Source organism: Paenibacillus tyrphae, assembly GCF_000722545.1.
Classification (GTDB): Bacteria; Bacillota; Bacilli; order Paenibacillales; family NBRC-103111; genus Paenibacillus_G; species Paenibacillus_G tyrfis.
On the sequence record NZ_JNVM01000002.1, the window covers coordinates 150,031 to 167,075 of the forward strand.

Here is a 17,045-nt window from a genome sequence, read left to right on the forward strand (position 1 = left end):
AAAAGAAACCGCCGGCAGGACGTTTGTCCCGCTGGCGGTTTGCGCTTCGCCGTTTCGATCATGCAGCCGCCAGGAGCAGGCTGCTTTAACCGATAACCTCTACGACGTTCCCTTCGTTATCCTTAATTTGTGTTTTTACAATTTGAATGGCGATTCCTGGTAAAGCAGAGAGCTCAATTACGCTTTCTTTCGGAAGCAATTTCCGGCTCAAATCCCCTGCCGTCACCTCATCCAGCGTGAGTCGGACCTCGTCCTCTCCGGCTTCGCAACCCGGCTTCTCCCCTGCTTCAAACACGACCCGGATCTCCGGACCTATCAGCGTTAGGCTTTTTCCCTTCAGAATGCGCCCTTGAAGCAATTTTCCGATGATTCCAGCTTGCTTGGCTCCCAGCTTAAGCGTGGAAGACGTCTTGCTGAACCAGCCCTTTTTCCCAGTCTCCCAAGCCAATTGATCGACATATAAGAAACCGGTATTCGAGCCTTCCTCCTGCATGCCTTTCTGCACGGCTTCCGAGATGGCCGGAATATCCAGATGCGAGGCCCGTGACAGATCCGTGATGTAATGAGGCATATGATCCAAACAAACGGAAAGCACGCCAAGCGTATTCCACGTTTGCATCGCTTCGAGCTCGTCGCGCGTGATGCCGACCATCTGCAAAAATTGCACCTGCCCGTTCGGCGTATCGATGGCCGGAAGCTCTGGGTCCTCAGCGAAGGCCAAGGCGGTCAGCAGCGTATCGGCACCCAAACATATCGGGCCGTTGGCATCCAAGTAATCGCCCGATCTAAAAATATTGCCGCTGTTAAATACGTATCTTCCCATATTTTGCAGCAGATTCAGCGCCCAAGCCGGAGGCTCTTCCTCTTCTTCCCCGCGCGTTAGCCGAAACGTCAATTCAAATCCATAGCCGCTCTCTTCGGCATTGTCCGATTCCTTATCGTACAGCTCCGTAAATCCATAAGTTACAAAATGCCAATGCGGCGCAGGCTCGTCCGATTTATACACACTGATTCCGTCCAGCGGGTCTTGGCCCCCCAATGAATAGGGAAGGATCGTTCCGTAATGCTTCGGCTCCTGGTCCCCATAAAGCCTCGACATTTCACGATCAATGGCATCCCAGCCCGTTGTGTTTGCTTCTTCGTTCATTGCCCGTTCCCTCCCAAAAGTTCAGTCCATGCTGCCATAACAGGCATTCGGAGCCGTGTCCCATCAAGCTTTCATCGCTGTTCCCTGCAAAAAAATCCTCGTGGGCGGCAATCGCCGTTCCTTCAGCGTCAAGTTAGCCTTGGGCATAAAGAAACACTTCTAACATGGTAACCCCAGTTGGAAATTATATCAATACTGCGATGTTCCCGATTTAATAAAAAAAGCCGAGCGGACCCAGGACATGACCTGAGCTCGCTCGGCGGCGTCTTGCTATAGCGGTTTTCTATGCTTCTATATCTGCTTCGACTCTTTGCCGTTTTCCTATGCTAAAGACATAATAGCTCACAACGACGATCAGAATGAATGACGCTCCGACAATCAGCGATACGCGGGTATCCGGATTAAACCACATGCCGATTAATACGAGTGACAAGAAAATGATCGTGATGTAGTTGCTGACTGGAAAGAAGACGGATTTGAACGGATGATCTCCTATGCTATCCTTCCATTTGTTCCTGAATTTAAATTGACTGAAGGCTAATGCAAACCACGGCACCATGCCCGGAAGCACGCTGGCACTGTAAATATACAGGAACAATTTGGAGTCGGGAAGCAGGTAATTAAACAGAACTCCGACTAACAGCAAAGAAATCGTGGTAGCGATGCTATTCCTCGGGACACCGCTTCGGGATATTTTTCCGAAAAATTTAGGCGCCTGACCATTGGAGGCCAACGTATACAGCATCCTTCCCGCACTGTAAATCCCGCTGTTGCAGCCTGACATCGCAGCCGTGAGAACAACGAAGTTGATGATGCCCGCAGCGGCGACAATTCCTACCTTGGCAAAGGTCATGACGAAGGGGCTGCCGATCTCGCCGACTTGGTTCCATGGATAAATCGTGACGATGACAAAGACGGCGCCAGCGTAAAAAATCAAAATGCGCCAGACAATATTTTTGATCGCTTTGCGCAAGGTGAATTTCGGATTTTCCGCTTCACCGGCGGTAATACCAACCAGTTCAACGCCTTGATAAGCGGCTGTTACGATGCAGAGGGCAAATAAAAACCCTTTCAATCCTCCAGCGAAAAAACCGCCATGCGCGTAAAGATTCGAAAGACCGATGGGCTGGCCTCCGTTGCCTAAACCGAAGAAGATCATGGCCGTTCCAATCACAATCATGGCGACGATCGCGACGACTTTAATCATGGCGAACCAGAATTCAAATTCACCGTAAAATTTGACAGCCGCTAAATTGGCCGCTGCAATGATGGCTACGCCCGCCAGGGCCGGCAGCCATTGTGGAATGTCGGGAAACCAATAGCCGACGTAAATTCCGATCGCGGTCACTTCCGCCATGCCCACCGTTAGCCACAAGAACCAGTAGCTCCAAGCCGTCAAGTAACCGGCCAGAGGGCTGACATATTTATGAGCGAACGTAGCAAAAGATCCGGTGACCGGTTCGAGAAACAGCATCTCCCCCATGATGCGCATGACAAAAAACACAATGATCCCAGCTAGCAGATAGGCTAGCAAAACGGAAGGACCGGCCCATTTTATCGTACTTGCCGACCCCATGAACAGGCCGACGCCAATCGTGCCTCCGAGCGCAATCAGCTCAATATGCCTTGTTTTCAGTCCTCTGACTAATTGCTTTGATTCCAAAAAAACGCCCCCATTCTATGTATGTTCCTTCAAAAGCGGATCAGCAAAAAGACCGCCTCTCCTGCTCAACCTTATTTTTCCAACCACCTCCAATACCACAAAATTGTATGACATCAAACGCAGAAATACAACTGCCGTGGATCAGGCGCCGTCGGAAAATGGTGGTTGAAGCTTGCATCACCAGTTATAGGGTTATTTTATATATTCAAGAAAAAATAGCATTTTCCTCCTGTGCTAATGAAAAAACGGCCCTGTCCCTTAATCGAACAGTAGCCGTTGTTCGCCAGCCTGATTGCTCAGGCTTTCTAGCGCTTTACACTTCCAGTGCGAAGCGTTCGTCAGGAATTTTATTCAGGTTGACATACAAAGTGGCAGGCTCTTGACCGGTATTGGCAAAAGCAAAAGATTCTTCGCCTCCGCATCGCACACAATCCCCCTGCCGGACTTCCGTCTCCACCCCGTCTACGATCATCGTGCCACCGCCTTGAACGACCAATACGTAGACTTGGCTTCCCGGATGCCGGTGTACAGGAAGCTGCTGGCCCGGCATGAAATTCAATGTAAAAATAATGCTCCCGTCCGCTTGGAACAATACTTTTTTCGTAAACCGCTCCTCTTGAAACTGTTGGTGCGCCTCAAGCCTTTTGATTTCCATCTGAAATTCCTCCGTTTCATCGTTATCGGCATTCCCATCGGGCCGACGTCCCCGCAGTTCTTACCAACCGCTCAGCTGACGTTTGGCTTCGTCCGACATCCGCTCCGGCGTCCATTGCGGCTCCCACACGACCTCCACGCTGACGCCGGCGACGCCGGGCTTTCCCTCTAGAGCACGGCGCACGCCGCCGATGATCGTATCGTGCAGCGGGCAGCCGGGTGTGGTTAACGTCATCCGGATCGCAATGTGTCCGTCTTTGATTTCAATGCTATAAATCAGACCGAGGTCTACGACATTTACGCCAAGCTCCGGGTCAAATACCAGCATCAGCTGCCGCCGGACTGTATCTTCGTTTACTTGTGTTGTCATGACATTCTCTCCTCTCTTATGCGCAAAAGTACCATTTATCTGGTAAATACTCTGGCGATCACGCCGATATAGAACAACGCTCCGGCGGATAACGCCGCTATGCCTGTGAAGACAGCCCACGGTTCCATGAATCCCATGCCCGCCAAAGCTGTCAGCAGCCCCACAGCCATCACCCACATTCCCGCATCGACGCTTCGCTCGCTGATGAGGTCGGACATGACGGGCACCCCGGGCCTCCCTGCTTGATCACCATATTTATGCGTCCACCATAGGAACGGCACGATTTTCGACATGTATCCAAGCACCGTAACCGCCACCCATCCCCATAGGTATACCCAGCCGGCGATAACGATCCACGACAAGCTCCTCAGCAGCGAAGGTGCCACCAGCCCAACGCAAAGCGATAGGATGCAAAAAACGAGCAAAGCTCTGGTGCTCCATAAGGTCCAGACGATCCCGCGCCCCGGCGAGGCTTTATGACTGTGCTTGCGAATGTCTCGAATAAGCCGATCATATATGAGCAGCGCTGCGGCGAGCAGTAAAATGACCCCAAGCGTCGGCCCCGACCCGTCCCCTGGCCCGAGTGAAGCCCATACGCCCAGCAGGACAGCCGCATTCCACAGTCCGAGAATATAATACTGGGGACGGTCGGAAGCCCCGTGGGATAAATAAAACATCGGCAGCATTTTGTAGCTGAATCCGGTAATCAACAGCCCGAACCAGCCGAGCGTCCCAAGCCAGATATGGGCGGCGAGCAATCGTTCATGCAGGTCGACCCAAAATTGGAACGCAAAGTTTAAGCCCATAGCCAAGCCGAGCAGCCCGGTCAATGCCAAATACAACAGCGCGCAGGCGGTGCTTAGGGTGATCGGATTCCAGCGCTTCGCCTCCCACAGCGTCCGCCCGACATTCCAGACAAAAAGCAGAATGCCGATGACTGCGGCGACGGCTCCGACAGCGATCCATTCGACCCGGCTTTGCAAAAATCCGGCCAGCAGGATGACCGTCCCTCCCATGAAAAATACATAATGCACATAGCCAAGCATTCGGCTGTAAATGCGGCGTTGAAGCACGACATCGATAAGCTGGTAGACCGCCCCCATCGCGACCATCGTCGCCCAATCCAGCACCAGCAAATGTACGCGAAACCAGCCGTCAGGACTGCGGGGATGGTCGAGCACCCAGCCTCCGGTGGTGAAAAGCGACCCCACATGAAACAGGACAAAACTGACAATTCCGGTGGCAATAAATAACAGCGGCAGGCGAAACATGCTTTACACCCCCATGCAGCAAACTTTTTCTGAAAGCTATTTTTTCGTAATTGCGACTTTGGCGGTGCCGTCCGGCTGTGGATCGACTTCATATGAGTATTGGAGCCGCCGCAGTTCCTCGATCAAAAACATGGGGACCCGGTCATTGTGAATCACGAGAATGTCCCCATTCCCTATGTCCTCCAGCGCCTTCAGTGTACGCAGCATTGGCTGCGGGGGCTCCAACCCCCGATTATCCAATTCCGTGACATTACCACTCATGACCCGGCCTCCTCATCTGCTTGGACGAAGGATTGCAAGGACATAGCTTCCAGCTTCGCCCGAGCCCCAGCTCCTCTGACGAAAGCAGTGATCCAATGATCGTCGCTGACGCTTTCGACCTTGTTGTCGTACCCTTTCGCCTTCATGATCCCAAGCAGCGGCGTAGGTTTAAATATCGCATGCAGCACAAACACATCGTCTGACTCCAGCGCATTCACCGCATCCATAATCTGCTTGAACGGCTCCAGCTTTTGCCGCAGAAATGGCCGCACATCCAGCTCCACTACGTTTCCGTTTCGTCTCATACTTCTTCCCCCCAATCCATTTGCCGGATGGATTATCCGGTCCAAATGAGAATTGTTTTCACTGTATCTACAGTGTAACGAATTCGACAGCGCCAGTTTGTGACTGCAATCACAAATTCATTTTGTTTTTCGGGACGGCCATGATCCGAATGAAAAAAATCCTGCCACCAGGCAGGATTCGTGCAAAGCTATTGCTTTGGATGCCGCTTATTGCGCACTCATGTTCATATCGACGGCTGCCGGCTGTGCGGACTGCGCATGCTCCGGCGCTTTGCTGTTGATGATCGGCATCATGGCCAGTGCGCCGAGAAGGAGCAGCAGGCCCGCGCCGGTATAAATCGAGACTAATGAAAATGCATCCTTTAACGCACCGGCGAAAGACATCGAAATGACCATCATCCCGACGAACATAGGGTTAAGTACCCCGTTTACCCTTCCTACGATGGAGGCGGGCGATCATTTCAGAATCATCGTGCTGATGCCAATATGAATGCAAGGAAACACAAGCCCGCTCAAAAACTGCACTCCGAGCGTAACCGGTATGCTTGTCGAATACCCGATGATCACCGTACAAACGCCGCCGATGAGCATGCCGATAGCGAGCAGGAGCTGCGGCGCGACGCGCTTGGCAACAACGGATACGAGGCCGCCGCCGATCAGCATAGCGGCACCGTACACCATCATCAAATATTGCAGAAATTTCTCATCGCTGCCCAGCCGTTCCGTGACGATGAACAGGCCGAGCGTTTGTGTAAAGCCAATGGAGAGACCGGTCAAAATAAACGCGACTCCAAGCATCCGCAGCACTTGACTTTGCCAGACATAACGGAAGCCTTCGACGAATTGTTCGCGGAATTGGCCTTTTACAGCTTCCGTCTGCGATTCCGCCTTATCCTTAGGCAGGCGGGTCAGCATGAGCGCGGAAAGCAGAAAAGCCACACCCATAACAGCAATAGATGTTTCCAATCCAAACGTACTGTAGGCAAATGTGCCAAGCATAGGACCGAGCACCATGAAGATCGCCATCAGCGTCTGGAACAGCGCCATCCCCTGCTGCAGCTGCTCTTCGGGCACGTGAAGCTTGAACAGCCGAACGGCCGAAGGCTGGGTAAACTGCGAAAGAATGGCCGAGATGAAGGTGACCAGATAGACAGACTGCCAGGACCCGTAATGAACGGTCGCAAGTACGACGAAAACCGACACCGCGGACAGCAGATCGCACCAGATCATCGTGCGTTTCGGCCGCCAGCGGTCGGCGAATGTCCCTCCGATGAACGAAAATATAAAGATAGGCGCAAATTCCGCTACGCTAATTAGCGAAATGGCACTTGGATCGTTGTTCGTCTTATCTGCAACATAAAGAAGAATCGCGAAATTACGCACCCAAATGCCGATCTGCAGCAGCATATTGGATAGCAGAATCGACTGCATGAAACGATTGTGAAAAAGACTCGGGCTTTTAGCGTTTTCCCGTTGTTTGTCCAAATTGTCCAACCTCCTTGTGATTTCCGGCGGCCCCCTTTCGAATCGGGCGGGCGCCTGCTTGATCCATGTAAAGATCAGTTCGAATTATTAAAACATTGTTACGTTATATTGTTTTTGCTTTATGCAGACGGGGTTACGCATTGTATAGAGACGATTCTGTCGAATCTACGGAATTAATGCACATTAGCAACACTTTGACCACTCCCCTTATCCTATCCCGTTCCACTACCAGCACCTCCTGCAGAATAATGTAACATAACATTGTTACGTTGTGAAGAGGTGATTTTTATTCCGCGTTAAAATAAAAAAGACACGCGCCTTAAAAGGTCGTGTCTTTTGCGGAATTTGGGCTACTAGAATCCCTCGTTTTCCCTTATCTCGGAAAGCTTCCTTTCGTGTAGGAATCCCATAGGTTATTGACAAATTCGATCTCGATCTTGTTCTCGAACGCCTTGGCAATCAAACCAAAGTCGTCCGATACATACCCTGCCAGCTCCGGGCTCTGAGTGATCCGAAACGTCTGTTTGAACACCGTCTCCCTGATTTCACGAATCACCGCATCTTCAGACGGATGCATTGCTTCCAACTTGTTGTAACTGGAACTCCACGTTTCAGCGAATTCAGCTTCATCCCTGGCGTCTAATTCGACGTCCCAATCCACCTCTTTGTTGAATACACGCTCTAAAAGCGTTCCATCGCCTATGATCGAAAGTATCTCATTCGCAGTGATCAACGTAATCCCCTCCTTCCCTATTCATAGTAATGAAAAAGACTTTGTAATTCAATGACTGCAGCAGGCACAAGGCCATCCGTACATCCACATATAAAAAATGAGACTGTCACTTGCACACAGTCTCATTCCTCATTCCCAGCCAGGACTTACAACCACGCCGGTTGTTCGTTTCCATGCTCGATTCGCACTTCATTATCGCGATACACGGCAATAAGCTTGCCTGTCACGTCCGCAGCGAACAAGACCGAACGTTCCGCTTCGATCGTAAAACGGTACTTGGCGCCGTTAGCCGGGTCCTCAATCTGCACATCTGCAGGATGAGCGTACTCGGATACGAAAACGAAGAGCGCCCCCTTCGCAAACGAAAGCTTGCGTCCATAAATACCTGCAAGCTCCCCGCCCTGCCACCATACCATTTCGGGCTGTACACCGGCTGCCTGGATAACGTGCCTGTATAGCTCGCGAATCGGTGCGATGCGGTCGTTCAGTTCGACCGGCAGTGGGCACCAGAATAGGCGTCCCATCCCCAGGAAGACGTCGGTCAGCCGGGTGCCGCCGGACGCCGCATCCTCCTCCGGAATCCCTTTGCATAGCTCGGCGATTTTGCGTCGTCCGAACGAGACGGAATGGGCGTTCCCGTCGATCATCAGCCGCTCTTCCCGGCACACGTTTCCTTCCCGGTATGAACCGAACTGCTCGCTGAGACGCCCGGTCGGCCTCCAATATTCATCCAGCCCGAGCGGCCCCGTGAAGAGCAGCGTCCCGCCTCGGGTACGAATATGCTCGACGAGCGTTTCCATCGCCCGGTCGCTGAAATTGTGCGCGCTCGGAACGACGATCAGCTTCGGACAGCGCGCGGACAGCGGCCCGAGATCGTATTCCCCGACGGCGAAAATCGGACATTTCAGCTCGTACGCAAGCACCCGGGTCAGCCGGGAAGTCGCTTCGCAGGCGAGTCTGCGGTTCGAGAAGTCGTTCGAATACGGGAAGACGACGCAGATTTCCTCCGATTTCCTATCGGTAAACAAGTCGCGGATTTCGTTCATGAAACGGCCGAAATCGTACGAGATATCCGCCTCCGGCTTCTCCGTACCGTCGGCCCGCAGGGCGCCGATATTCGACTCGTTAATGTTGTTCATGTAATAATTCGTATTCCAGATCCATTGGACCGCGCCTGCGGCGCCGGTAGCAAACGCATACGCATATTTGCGCTCCAGCAAATATTTCAGTTCGATCTCCGACCGCTTCGCCCGCCCGTCCGGCGTCTCCAGATACATAATGCCGGTTTCCTGCACCAGATTCGGCTTCTCAGCCGTTTTGGTAAAAATGCCATCCCATACCAAATCGTCATTCAGCCACCACGAATGAACCGACGAATAATCGACCTCAGAGCCGTAGAAGAGCGGGGACGGGCGCTGGCCGCCGAGCGCTTCGTCCTGCCCGACCGTAATGAGCGCCTCGGGATGCAGCGCGCGGATCGTGCCGCTTAGACTGCGCACCCATTCGTTGTGCATCTCCATCGTAAACAAGGTGTAGTCGAGCCAAGACGCTCCCCTTTTCCCTCTCGCCATATCGTGCACGTCGAAGTTGATGTCTTCCGGCGCAGGTGGACTGGCCGCTTCGAAGGACGGCAGCTCGGCCGGCGTCATGCCCCAACGCTCCTGCAACCGCCGCACCGAGCCGTGCCGCCTCTGCAGCCAAGCGGAATAGGCCGCACGCTCCTCCCGGTCACGCACCGGACGCGGACCGGCGAACACCCGCTTCGGATCGAACAGCGAAGGCTCGTTGATCAAGTCCCAGTGCACGTTCGTCGTGTACCGGTGCCGTGATACGATGCCGGCCAGAAATCGTTTCTGCGCTTCCACGCTCCGCGGGTCCAGATACGGATTCGCTCCTTCCCACGCCTCCGGCGCAAACGCGAAAAACGTAAAGTTCACTTCCAGCCCGTGCCTTTTCGCCGTAAGAATAAAAGCGTCGATCGCGCGCAGCGCCTCCTCGGACAAATGACCGTCGACATACATCACCTGCCGGTGCGCGGTCCAGATTCCGGTCCGGATGAAGTTGATTCCGGCCCGCCGCATCTGCGCCATATCCCGGTTCCACACCGACACGTTTGGCAAAAACAGGAATTTCCGCGCCACATCCGAGCTCATGTAGGTCATGCCGACAATCGGCATCGGACGGCCATCCTTCCAGAAATAATCCCGATCGCAGCGCAGAGGACTGCCTGTGCGTAGCAGCTCTTCGTCCATCCCCCAGAAGCCCTGCCGCAGCACGCGGACCTCGCCAAGGTCGGACACCGCTCTGCAGACAATCTCATACAGTCCCGGCTCGACGGAAACCGGCAGAAGCAGCTCCGCGAAGCTCTGCTCCCGGGAGACGGTAGCTTGGATTTCACCCGACCACACCGGCTCCCCCGGAACGCTCGCCGCTTCCGCTGTCCGGCTCTCCCGACGCACCTCGATAGCAAAGCGCCACGAGCGACTGGCTGGAGCCGCTTCGCCCGCTCGCTGCAGGCCTTGCATTTGCAGCTTCAGCTTCGGACGCTCGCCCGGCTCATACGAGGCGTAGTTCGTTTTGAGCGTCAGCTCGGTCACGCCGAGCGCGCAGTACGCCGCCCACTCCGCAAGAGCGGCAGCCCCGCCCTTTTCCCAGAACGACGCTGTCGCAAGCTGGTGGACGAACAACCACCGGCCCCCAGCGAACTCGCCTTTCGTATTTTCCAGCAGCACTACCGGAGCGGCAACCTCTCGGCCCTTGGACGATATGCCGTTCAGCAGAGGGTACAGATGCGCATCCATCGGCCCGGCCGAGCCGCTTTCGTGTGGCTGATCATCATGGCGCGTCACGTGCAGAATGAGGCTGCAGGTGGGCTGAATCTCAAAGAGCGGCTCTTGACCGCGCAGCAGAGGCACCTCTTCGCTGGCCGCCAGCTTAGCGACCGGAGCGGGATCGACCGTCATCGCTTCGTGGATGCGAAGCTGCCGGTGATAGGCCGTTTGCTCCGCTTCGGCGTGCCATGCTCCGTTCTCGCGGTAGACCGGAATGCAGAATGGAGCTCCGCCCATGCTGACAAGCCCGCCTCCCCTTTGCAGAAAATCCAGGATCGTACCCCACGCTTCCTTCGGGAAATAAGGGGCATGGAGATTCACCAGACACCCGGTAGCCATGCCCGCGAGCGTCTGTGCCAGCTGCTCCGCTTGGACTACGCGGAAGACGCCGGACAGCCGTTCGAGGCCGGCTTCGTCCATTCGTTCCCCAAGAAAAGGAAACTCCGGATCATACAATACGATAACGTTGTCCATGCTGACTCCTTTCTAACCTTTAACGGAACCGATCATCGCGCCTTTGACGAAATATTTTTGCACGAACGGGTATACGATCAAGATCGGCAGCGTGGCGACCACGATATTCGCCATTTTGATCGTCGATTCGCTAATTTCCTGCTGGTAGGCGATGCTGATGCCCTGGCTTTGCATCGCCGTCGACGTATTGGTCAGCAGGTCCCGCAATACCGCTTGCAGCGCCCATTTGTCCTTGGAGGAAATATACAGGATCGTGGAAAAAAAGTCGTTCCAATACATGACGGCCATAAACAAGGCAATCGTGGCCAGCACCGCTTTGGAGAGCGGAAGCACGATCCGGAAAAAAATGACCAGATCGTTCGCCCCGTCGATGTAAGCCGACTCCTCCACCTCCGCCGGAATTCCGGCAAAAAAGCTGCGCATGATGAAAATGTTCCACGCCCCGATCGCCGACGGGAGAATGAGCGCCAAATACGAGTTCAGCATGCCCAGCTCCTTGACGAGCAAATAACCGGGGATCATTCCGCCGTGAAATAGCATCGTAAACAAAATCATCAGCGTAAACAGCTTCCGCCCTCGCAAGCGCGATTTGGAGATCGCGTACGCAGTCGCCGCCGTAATGAACGTGGCGAGCAAGGTGCCCGTCAGCGTAACGATGAGCGAAACCTTGAAGCCGGACAGCACTGCCGTATTGCCGAGCACCGTTTCGTATGCGGCGAGCGAGAAGCCTTTGGGCAGGAGGAACAATCCGCCACTTCCCGCCAGCTTCGCATCGCTCAACGAATACATGATCACGTACCAGTAAGGGTAAAGCATGACAACGACGAGCGCCAGCATGAACAGCATGTTGGCCGCTTGGAACAGCCGGCTTCCGGCAGACGGCTTTCTTTTCAGCTTTCTCACCATAAGCCCTCCTCGCCGAACCTTTTCGCCAGTTGATTCGAAGCTGCGACCAGGATCAGCGCAATGACCGACTTAAACACGCCGGCCGCCGCCCCCAGGCTGTAGCTCGCGTCCACGATTCCTTTACGGTACACGTAGGTGTCGATAATATCCGCGACATCCATGACCAACGGATTGTACAGCAGCAGCGTCTGCAGGAATCCGGCGTCCAAAATGTTGCCGAGACTGAGAATGAACAGGATGACGATCACGTGGCGGATCGACGGAAGCGTAATGTTCCACATTTGCCTGAACCTTCCCGCCCCATCCACAATGGCGGCCTCGTACAGCTGCGGGTTGATGCCCGAAATGGCGGCCAAATAAATGATCGTCCCCCAGCCGACCTCCTTGTAAATATCGGTAGCGACCAGAATGGAGCGGAAATACGATTTTTCAATGAGAAAGTCGATCGGCGCTCCCCCGAACCAGCCCATCACCTGGTTGACAAGACCGTCCACCGGATTTAAAAAGATGATGATAATTCCGGAAAAAATGACCCACGAAATAAAGTGAGGCAAATAAACGACGGTTTGCACGAACCGCTGAAATACAAGCTGCTTGACCTCGTTTAACAAAAGCGCCAGCACGATCGGCGCCGGGAAGCCCCAGATCAGCTTCAGCGTACTGATGATCAACGTGTTCTTGAACACGTTCGTGAAGTCCAGCATCGTGAACAGCTTTTCGAATTGGTAAAATCCGACCCAGTCGCTGCCTCCGACGCCCTGCAAAATGTTGTACTCCTGAAAAGCGATGACCAGGCCGTACATCGGGATGTATTTGAACACGACGATGAACAGCATGCCGGGCAGCAGCAGCAAATATAAGTACTTGTCCCTGACCAGATCTTTTAGCAAGAGGTTTTCCCCCTTATTTGTAAGGCTTGATTTCTTTGTCATACCACGTTAAAAATTCCGCATATTCCTGCTTTTGCGCTTTGTACAGGGCGTTCGCCTCTTCCTCGACCTTTTTGCCGCCCATCGCGTAATATTTCTCGACAAACTTATCGAATTCGTCGATGCTTTTCTTGCCGGAAATGATGCCGTAGAACACTTCGTCCCGCACTTTCTCAATATCCTTGATGTATTCCTTGAAGGCCGGTCGATCGTTCGTTTTGAAGCGGACCACCAGCTCCCGCAGCGGCTTGGACGTCGCCTCGCCCTTCTTGAACAGGTCGATCACCTGCGGAATGTTGGAAATGTTCGCTTCGTCCTTCCGGCTCAAATACCAGGTGTAGTTGCCGATACCGAGCTTGTTCTGTTCGTCCGGGGTCAGGAGCGATTGGAACTGACCGTTCTCCACCTTGTAATGCTCGCCTTCCTTGCCGAAGCTGACCAGCTTGAACGTTTCCGGGGAAGCGATCCGGTTCAGCACTTGAACCGCGCCTGTGGGATCTTTGGCCTTGCTGGTCACGCCGATGAAGCACCAGCCTCCGACCGCTTCGGGATAATCCGAGCTGAAGCCGTCCGGGCCTTTGAGCGGGGGAATCGCGAGCAGCTCACCGGAGGGATTGTTCGCCTTGAACGATTTGTACAACGTGCTGGAAGGGTTGAAATAAGCGATCCAGCGGTAAAAGGAGCCGACCTTGCCGCTTGCGGCGATTTCCTCGAACTTGTTGGCGTCCGTATTGCTGATCGTCCGCGGATCGATGAGCCCTTCCTTATACATGCTCTGCAAAACCTTCAAAGCTTCTTTCGTCTGCGGAAGCACCGCGCCGTATTTGACCGTTCCGTCTGGCTGCACCATGAATTCGTTCGGAATCGACTTGTAGGCGAAGAAAATCGGCGCAAACGTGCGGTATTCCGCCGAGCCTGCGATTCCCGGGCCGGACAGGCCGTAGGTGTCGTCCTTGCCGTTGCCGTCGGGATCTCGCTTCGTAAATGCTCTCAAAACTTCGATGTATTCATCCACCGTCGTCGGCACCTTCAGCCCGAGCTTATCGAGCCAGTCCTTGCGAATGATCGTCGTCATGGAGGTCGCTTCCGCTACGTCTCCCGGCAGGCGGTACATCTTCCCTTTTTCATAGGAGTAGAACATCGTTTCCGGAGAATAGTAATTCAAAATCGTCTTGCCGTGCTTCTGGAGGTAAGGAACGAGGTCAACGAGCGCGCCGGATTTCACCCAGTTCGCGTATTCCTTGTCCATACCGTACCACCACTGAATGTCGGGCATGGTGCTTTTGTCGCTCATGTTCAAATTGATTTTCGTTTGCGCATCTTCCCATCCCGGCAGGAAAACGCTCTCAAGCGCAACCGGTTTTCCCAATGCTTTCGTCAGATCCTCTTCCAGAGCTTTTTGCGCCCAGGAATTCGGCGTTTTCGCCCCGCCCATCAAAGCCATCGAAAGGTTAAGCGAAGCGTCTGACGGCTTGGACTGCCCGGCGCCGTCGGCGGAGTTCGCCCCGTTATTCCCGCCGTTCTGGCAGGCAACGAGGCTTGCGGTAAGGAATGCTACAGGAACAAAAGCCTTTAATTTTTTCAAACGGATGACCTCCTGTAAGAAGAGAATGTAAACCCTTACAAATCTACTAGGTTCATCATAAACAAAAAACGCAACATTGTAAACAATAATTTTACATTATCATTTACATTGTTGCGTCTTGTAATATTACAGTGTGCAAAATCACATGGATTTATCGAGAAACGCGTGGAGATGCCGCAACCGGCAAGGACGCCGGTACCGTCGAGGTGGAGTCGTTGTAGATCACTTTCGTGCCCAGACGGACCAATTCGTAAGGCCGCGCAGGGTTGTTCATGCGCCACAGCAGCTCTTCGGCCGCGCGGCGGCCCCAATCCTTCTCGTCATAGTGCACGGTGGTCAGCGCAGGCGTAACGAAATCGGCATGCTCGGAATGATCGAACCCGGTCACGGCGATTTGCTCCGGCACCTGAAAGCCCTTGTTTCGCAAATATTGAATGACGCGGATGGCGATCGTATCGTTCGCGCATACGAAAGCCGTCGGAAACGCTTCGAGGCGTTTGAACGCGTTTTCGATATCGTCGTAATGATGATACTGCGACGGATTGGGCCCCGTGGCACAGTAGTCCGGCTCCAGAGTTAAGCCCGCGTCGAGCACCGCCCGTTTAAAGCCGAGCCACCGTTCCATAAACGACCGGCAGCTGGTGATATCGCCTACGAATCCCAGATGACGGTGCCCCTTCCCGATCAGATGGGTCGTCATATCGTATACGCTGTCTTCGTTTTCCACCAGTAGGATATCGGAGTACAGCGCGGAGAATGAAACGTCCGGACGAGCATCGAGAAACACTTTGGGCAAATCGACGGAGGCCAGAAGATCGGTATATTCCTTGCTGAGATAGCCGCTGACGATCAGGCCGTTCACCGATCGGTTCACAACGCACGAAGGCAGCGAAAGCTTGGCAAGCTCGTCCGGTTTGATGAAATCGAACAGCAGCTCGTAGCCGTTCTTGGCCGTAATCTCCTCGATCCCTTTAATCACGCCCATCCAAAAGCCGTTGTTGGCAGGGGTAAATATGTTCGTGATGAAAGCGATGCCGCCTCTGGCCGTTGCGCTTGCCGCTTCCGTCTCCTCCGCCGCCGTCGCATCTGCGGATTTGTAGCCGAGACTGGCGGCCGCTTCGCGCACCTTCTGCTTCGTTTGCTCGGAAACGCTTGCATGATTGTTGAGCGCCTTGGACACGGTATTTCGTGAAATGCCCAAGAGCTTGGATATATCGTGGGTAGTTACTTTTTGTTTTTTCATCGGCTCTCTCTTTCTTCCCCTTAGTACGAACCATTTTTTAGTTTATTATTTTAAAATTGTATGATTTCCCTTCTTTTTTGTCAACTTGTTTTGTAAACTTAATGCATCATTTTGTAAAGTACCTGTATCGGATTTGGACCCTGTGCCTTGTTATGTTTTATAATAAGGATACAAAATTATTGCAGGAGGAGCTTATGGACAAGATCCCAAACCTTTTGAAAGAGCACTACGATCTGGAGATTACAAATATTTTACCACAACGGGGCGGCTGGGCGGCACTTGCCTTTAAAGTATACTGCGGCAAGCAAGCCTTCTTCTTGAAGGTTTACGAAAAAAGCCGGGCGTCGACTCCGAAATGGACGGCACTCATTGATCAATATGTGCCCATCACGGTATGGCTTATGCAGCATAGCGGCTTGAAAGGCAAGCTTCCCGTACCCGTGCCAACCCAAACCGGCGATTACAAATGTGAAAATGACGAAGGGATCTATTTGCTGTACGAATATATCGAGGGAGAAACGATTGGCGAGAAAGCCTTAACCGCGGGGCAGATTGGCGAGCTCTTGAACATGATTGCGGAGCTTCATTTATACGGTGAAGAAATTCCGGTGGAAACGAAGGCGTTGAAGGAAGATTTTACTGTTCCGTTTTTGCCGCAGTTGAGGGTTGCATTGGATCGGGAGGTTTGCACGCTTCCTCGTGACTTAAAGGAATTAATAACCCCTCACCTGAAACAAGTTAATGAACTAGCGGGTACCGTAGAGAAGCTGTCTGTCGATTTGAAGAGTAGAAATTTAAGAATGGCCCTGTGCCATACTGATCTTCATCCTTGGAATCTGATGCAATCCGGCGGGCAGTTGATGCTGATTGACTGGGAGGGGCTGAAATTGGCTCCTGTCGAAGCCGATCTGATGTTTCTGATTGATGAGCCTTATTATGACGATTTTGCACACATCTATCGGAAGGTGCACCACGATTTTGCCATCAACCCCGATGTGCTGCAATTTTATCGGTACAGACGCAAATTGGAGGATATCTGGGAATTTATGGAGCAGCTCTTGTTTGACCGGCAAGAGGCACAGGAACGAGCGACGACACTCAACCATTTGAGCAAAGAATTAAATGAAATAAGCGGCTGATTGCTGCGAAACAAAAAAGAGGATATGTCCTGCAAGGGAGAGCGTGCTT

The 17,045-nt window shown here is 53.2% G+C and carries 14 protein-coding genes and 1 pseudogene; 1 reads left to right on the forward strand and 14 read right to left on the reverse strand.

What is annotated here, in order from left to right; all coding sequences use genetic code 11:
* Nucleotides 1-85: 85 nt before the first annotated feature.
* From ET33_RS01260 to ET33_RS01325, 14 genes and pseudogenes are all read right to left on the reverse strand, one after another.
* Entirely contained in the window at nt 86-1,147 is a 1,062-nt protein-coding gene (locus ET33_RS01260) for a suppressor of fused domain protein (RefSeq protein WP_036675412.1), read from the reverse strand.
* Between the two features lie 283 nt (nt 1,148-1,430).
* Nucleotides 1,431-2,810, reverse strand: a complete 1,380-nt coding sequence (locus ET33_RS01265) for an amino acid permease (protein ID WP_036675414.1) — start codon at nt 2,808-2,810, stop codon at nt 1,431-1,433.
* 313 nt (nt 2,811-3,123) lie between these two features.
* Entirely contained in the window at nt 3,124-3,465 is a 342-nt protein-coding gene (locus ET33_RS01270) for a cupin domain-containing protein (protein WP_036675417.1), read from the reverse strand.
* A gap of 60 nt (nt 3,466-3,525) precedes the next feature.
* Nucleotides 3,526-3,834: a metal-sulfur cluster assembly factor gene (locus tag ET33_RS01275; RefSeq protein ID WP_036675420.1), complete on the reverse strand. Its 309-nt coding sequence runs from the start codon at nt 3,832-3,834 to the stop codon at nt 3,526-3,528.
* A 35-nt stretch (nt 3,835-3,869) separates the two neighbouring features.
* Complete coding sequence (locus ET33_RS01280; protein WP_036675422.1) at nt 3,870-5,105, reverse strand: hypothetical protein; 1,236 nt, start codon at nt 5,103-5,105, stop codon at nt 3,870-3,872.
* Nucleotides 5,106-5,141: 36 nt separating this feature from the next.
* Nucleotides 5,142-5,366, reverse strand: a complete 225-nt coding sequence (locus tag ET33_RS01285; protein ID WP_036675424.1) for a DUF2249 domain-containing protein — start codon at nt 5,364-5,366, stop codon at nt 5,142-5,144.
* On the reverse strand, nt 5,363-5,671 hold the full coding sequence (locus ET33_RS01290) for a DUF2249 domain-containing protein (protein WP_063761608.1): 309 nt from the start codon (nt 5,669-5,671) through the stop codon (nt 5,363-5,365). Before ET33_RS01290 ends, ET33_RS01285 begins: the two co-directional genes overlap by 4 nt.
* A gap of 207 nt (nt 5,672-5,878) precedes the next feature.
* A pseudogene (locus tag ET33_RS01295) lies at nt 5,879-7,156 on the reverse strand (MFS transporter).
* A gap of 373 nt (nt 7,157-7,529) precedes the next feature.
* A complete protein-coding gene (locus ET33_RS01300) occupies nt 7,530-7,889 on the reverse strand; it encodes a hypothetical protein (RefSeq protein WP_036675426.1) in 360 nt (119 codons plus the stop codon).
* A gap of 146 nt (nt 7,890-8,035) precedes the next feature.
* Nucleotides 8,036-11,194, reverse strand: a complete 3,159-nt coding sequence (locus ET33_RS01305) for a beta-galactosidase (protein ID WP_036675428.1) — start codon at nt 11,192-11,194, stop codon at nt 8,036-8,038.
* 12 nt (nt 11,195-11,206) lie between these two features.
* Complete coding sequence (locus ET33_RS01310; protein ID WP_036675430.1) at nt 11,207-12,100, reverse strand: carbohydrate ABC transporter permease; 894 nt, start codon at nt 12,098-12,100, stop codon at nt 11,207-11,209.
* Nucleotides 12,094-12,990 carry an ABC transporter permease gene (locus ET33_RS01315; protein WP_036675433.1) on the reverse strand — a complete coding sequence of 299 codons (897 nt, stop codon included), beginning with the start codon at nt 12,988-12,990 and terminating at the stop codon, nt 12,094-12,096. The genes ET33_RS01310 and ET33_RS01315 overlap by 7 nt, the downstream gene beginning before the upstream one ends.
* Nucleotides 12,991-13,003: 13 nt before the next feature.
* Nucleotides 13,004-14,614, reverse strand: coding sequence for a type 2 periplasmic-binding domain-containing protein (locus ET33_RS01320; protein ID WP_036675436.1), 1,611 nt, complete (start codon nt 14,612-14,614; stop codon nt 13,004-13,006).
* A 151-nt stretch (nt 14,615-14,765) separates the two neighbouring features.
* Nucleotides 14,766-15,857 (reverse strand): LacI family DNA-binding transcriptional regulator, encoded by a 1,092-nt coding sequence (locus tag ET33_RS01325; RefSeq protein WP_051775020.1) that lies wholly within the window; start codon nt 15,855-15,857, stop codon nt 14,766-14,768.
* 194 nt (nt 15,858-16,051) lie between these two features.
* On the opposite strand from ET33_RS01325, the gene ET33_RS01330 reads away from it, so the two are divergent.
* Nucleotides 16,052-16,996: an aminoglycoside phosphotransferase family protein gene (locus tag ET33_RS01330; protein WP_036675439.1), complete on the forward strand. Its 945-nt coding sequence runs from the start codon at nt 16,052-16,054 to the stop codon at nt 16,994-16,996.
* Nucleotides 16,997-17,045 lie beyond the last annotated feature (49 nt).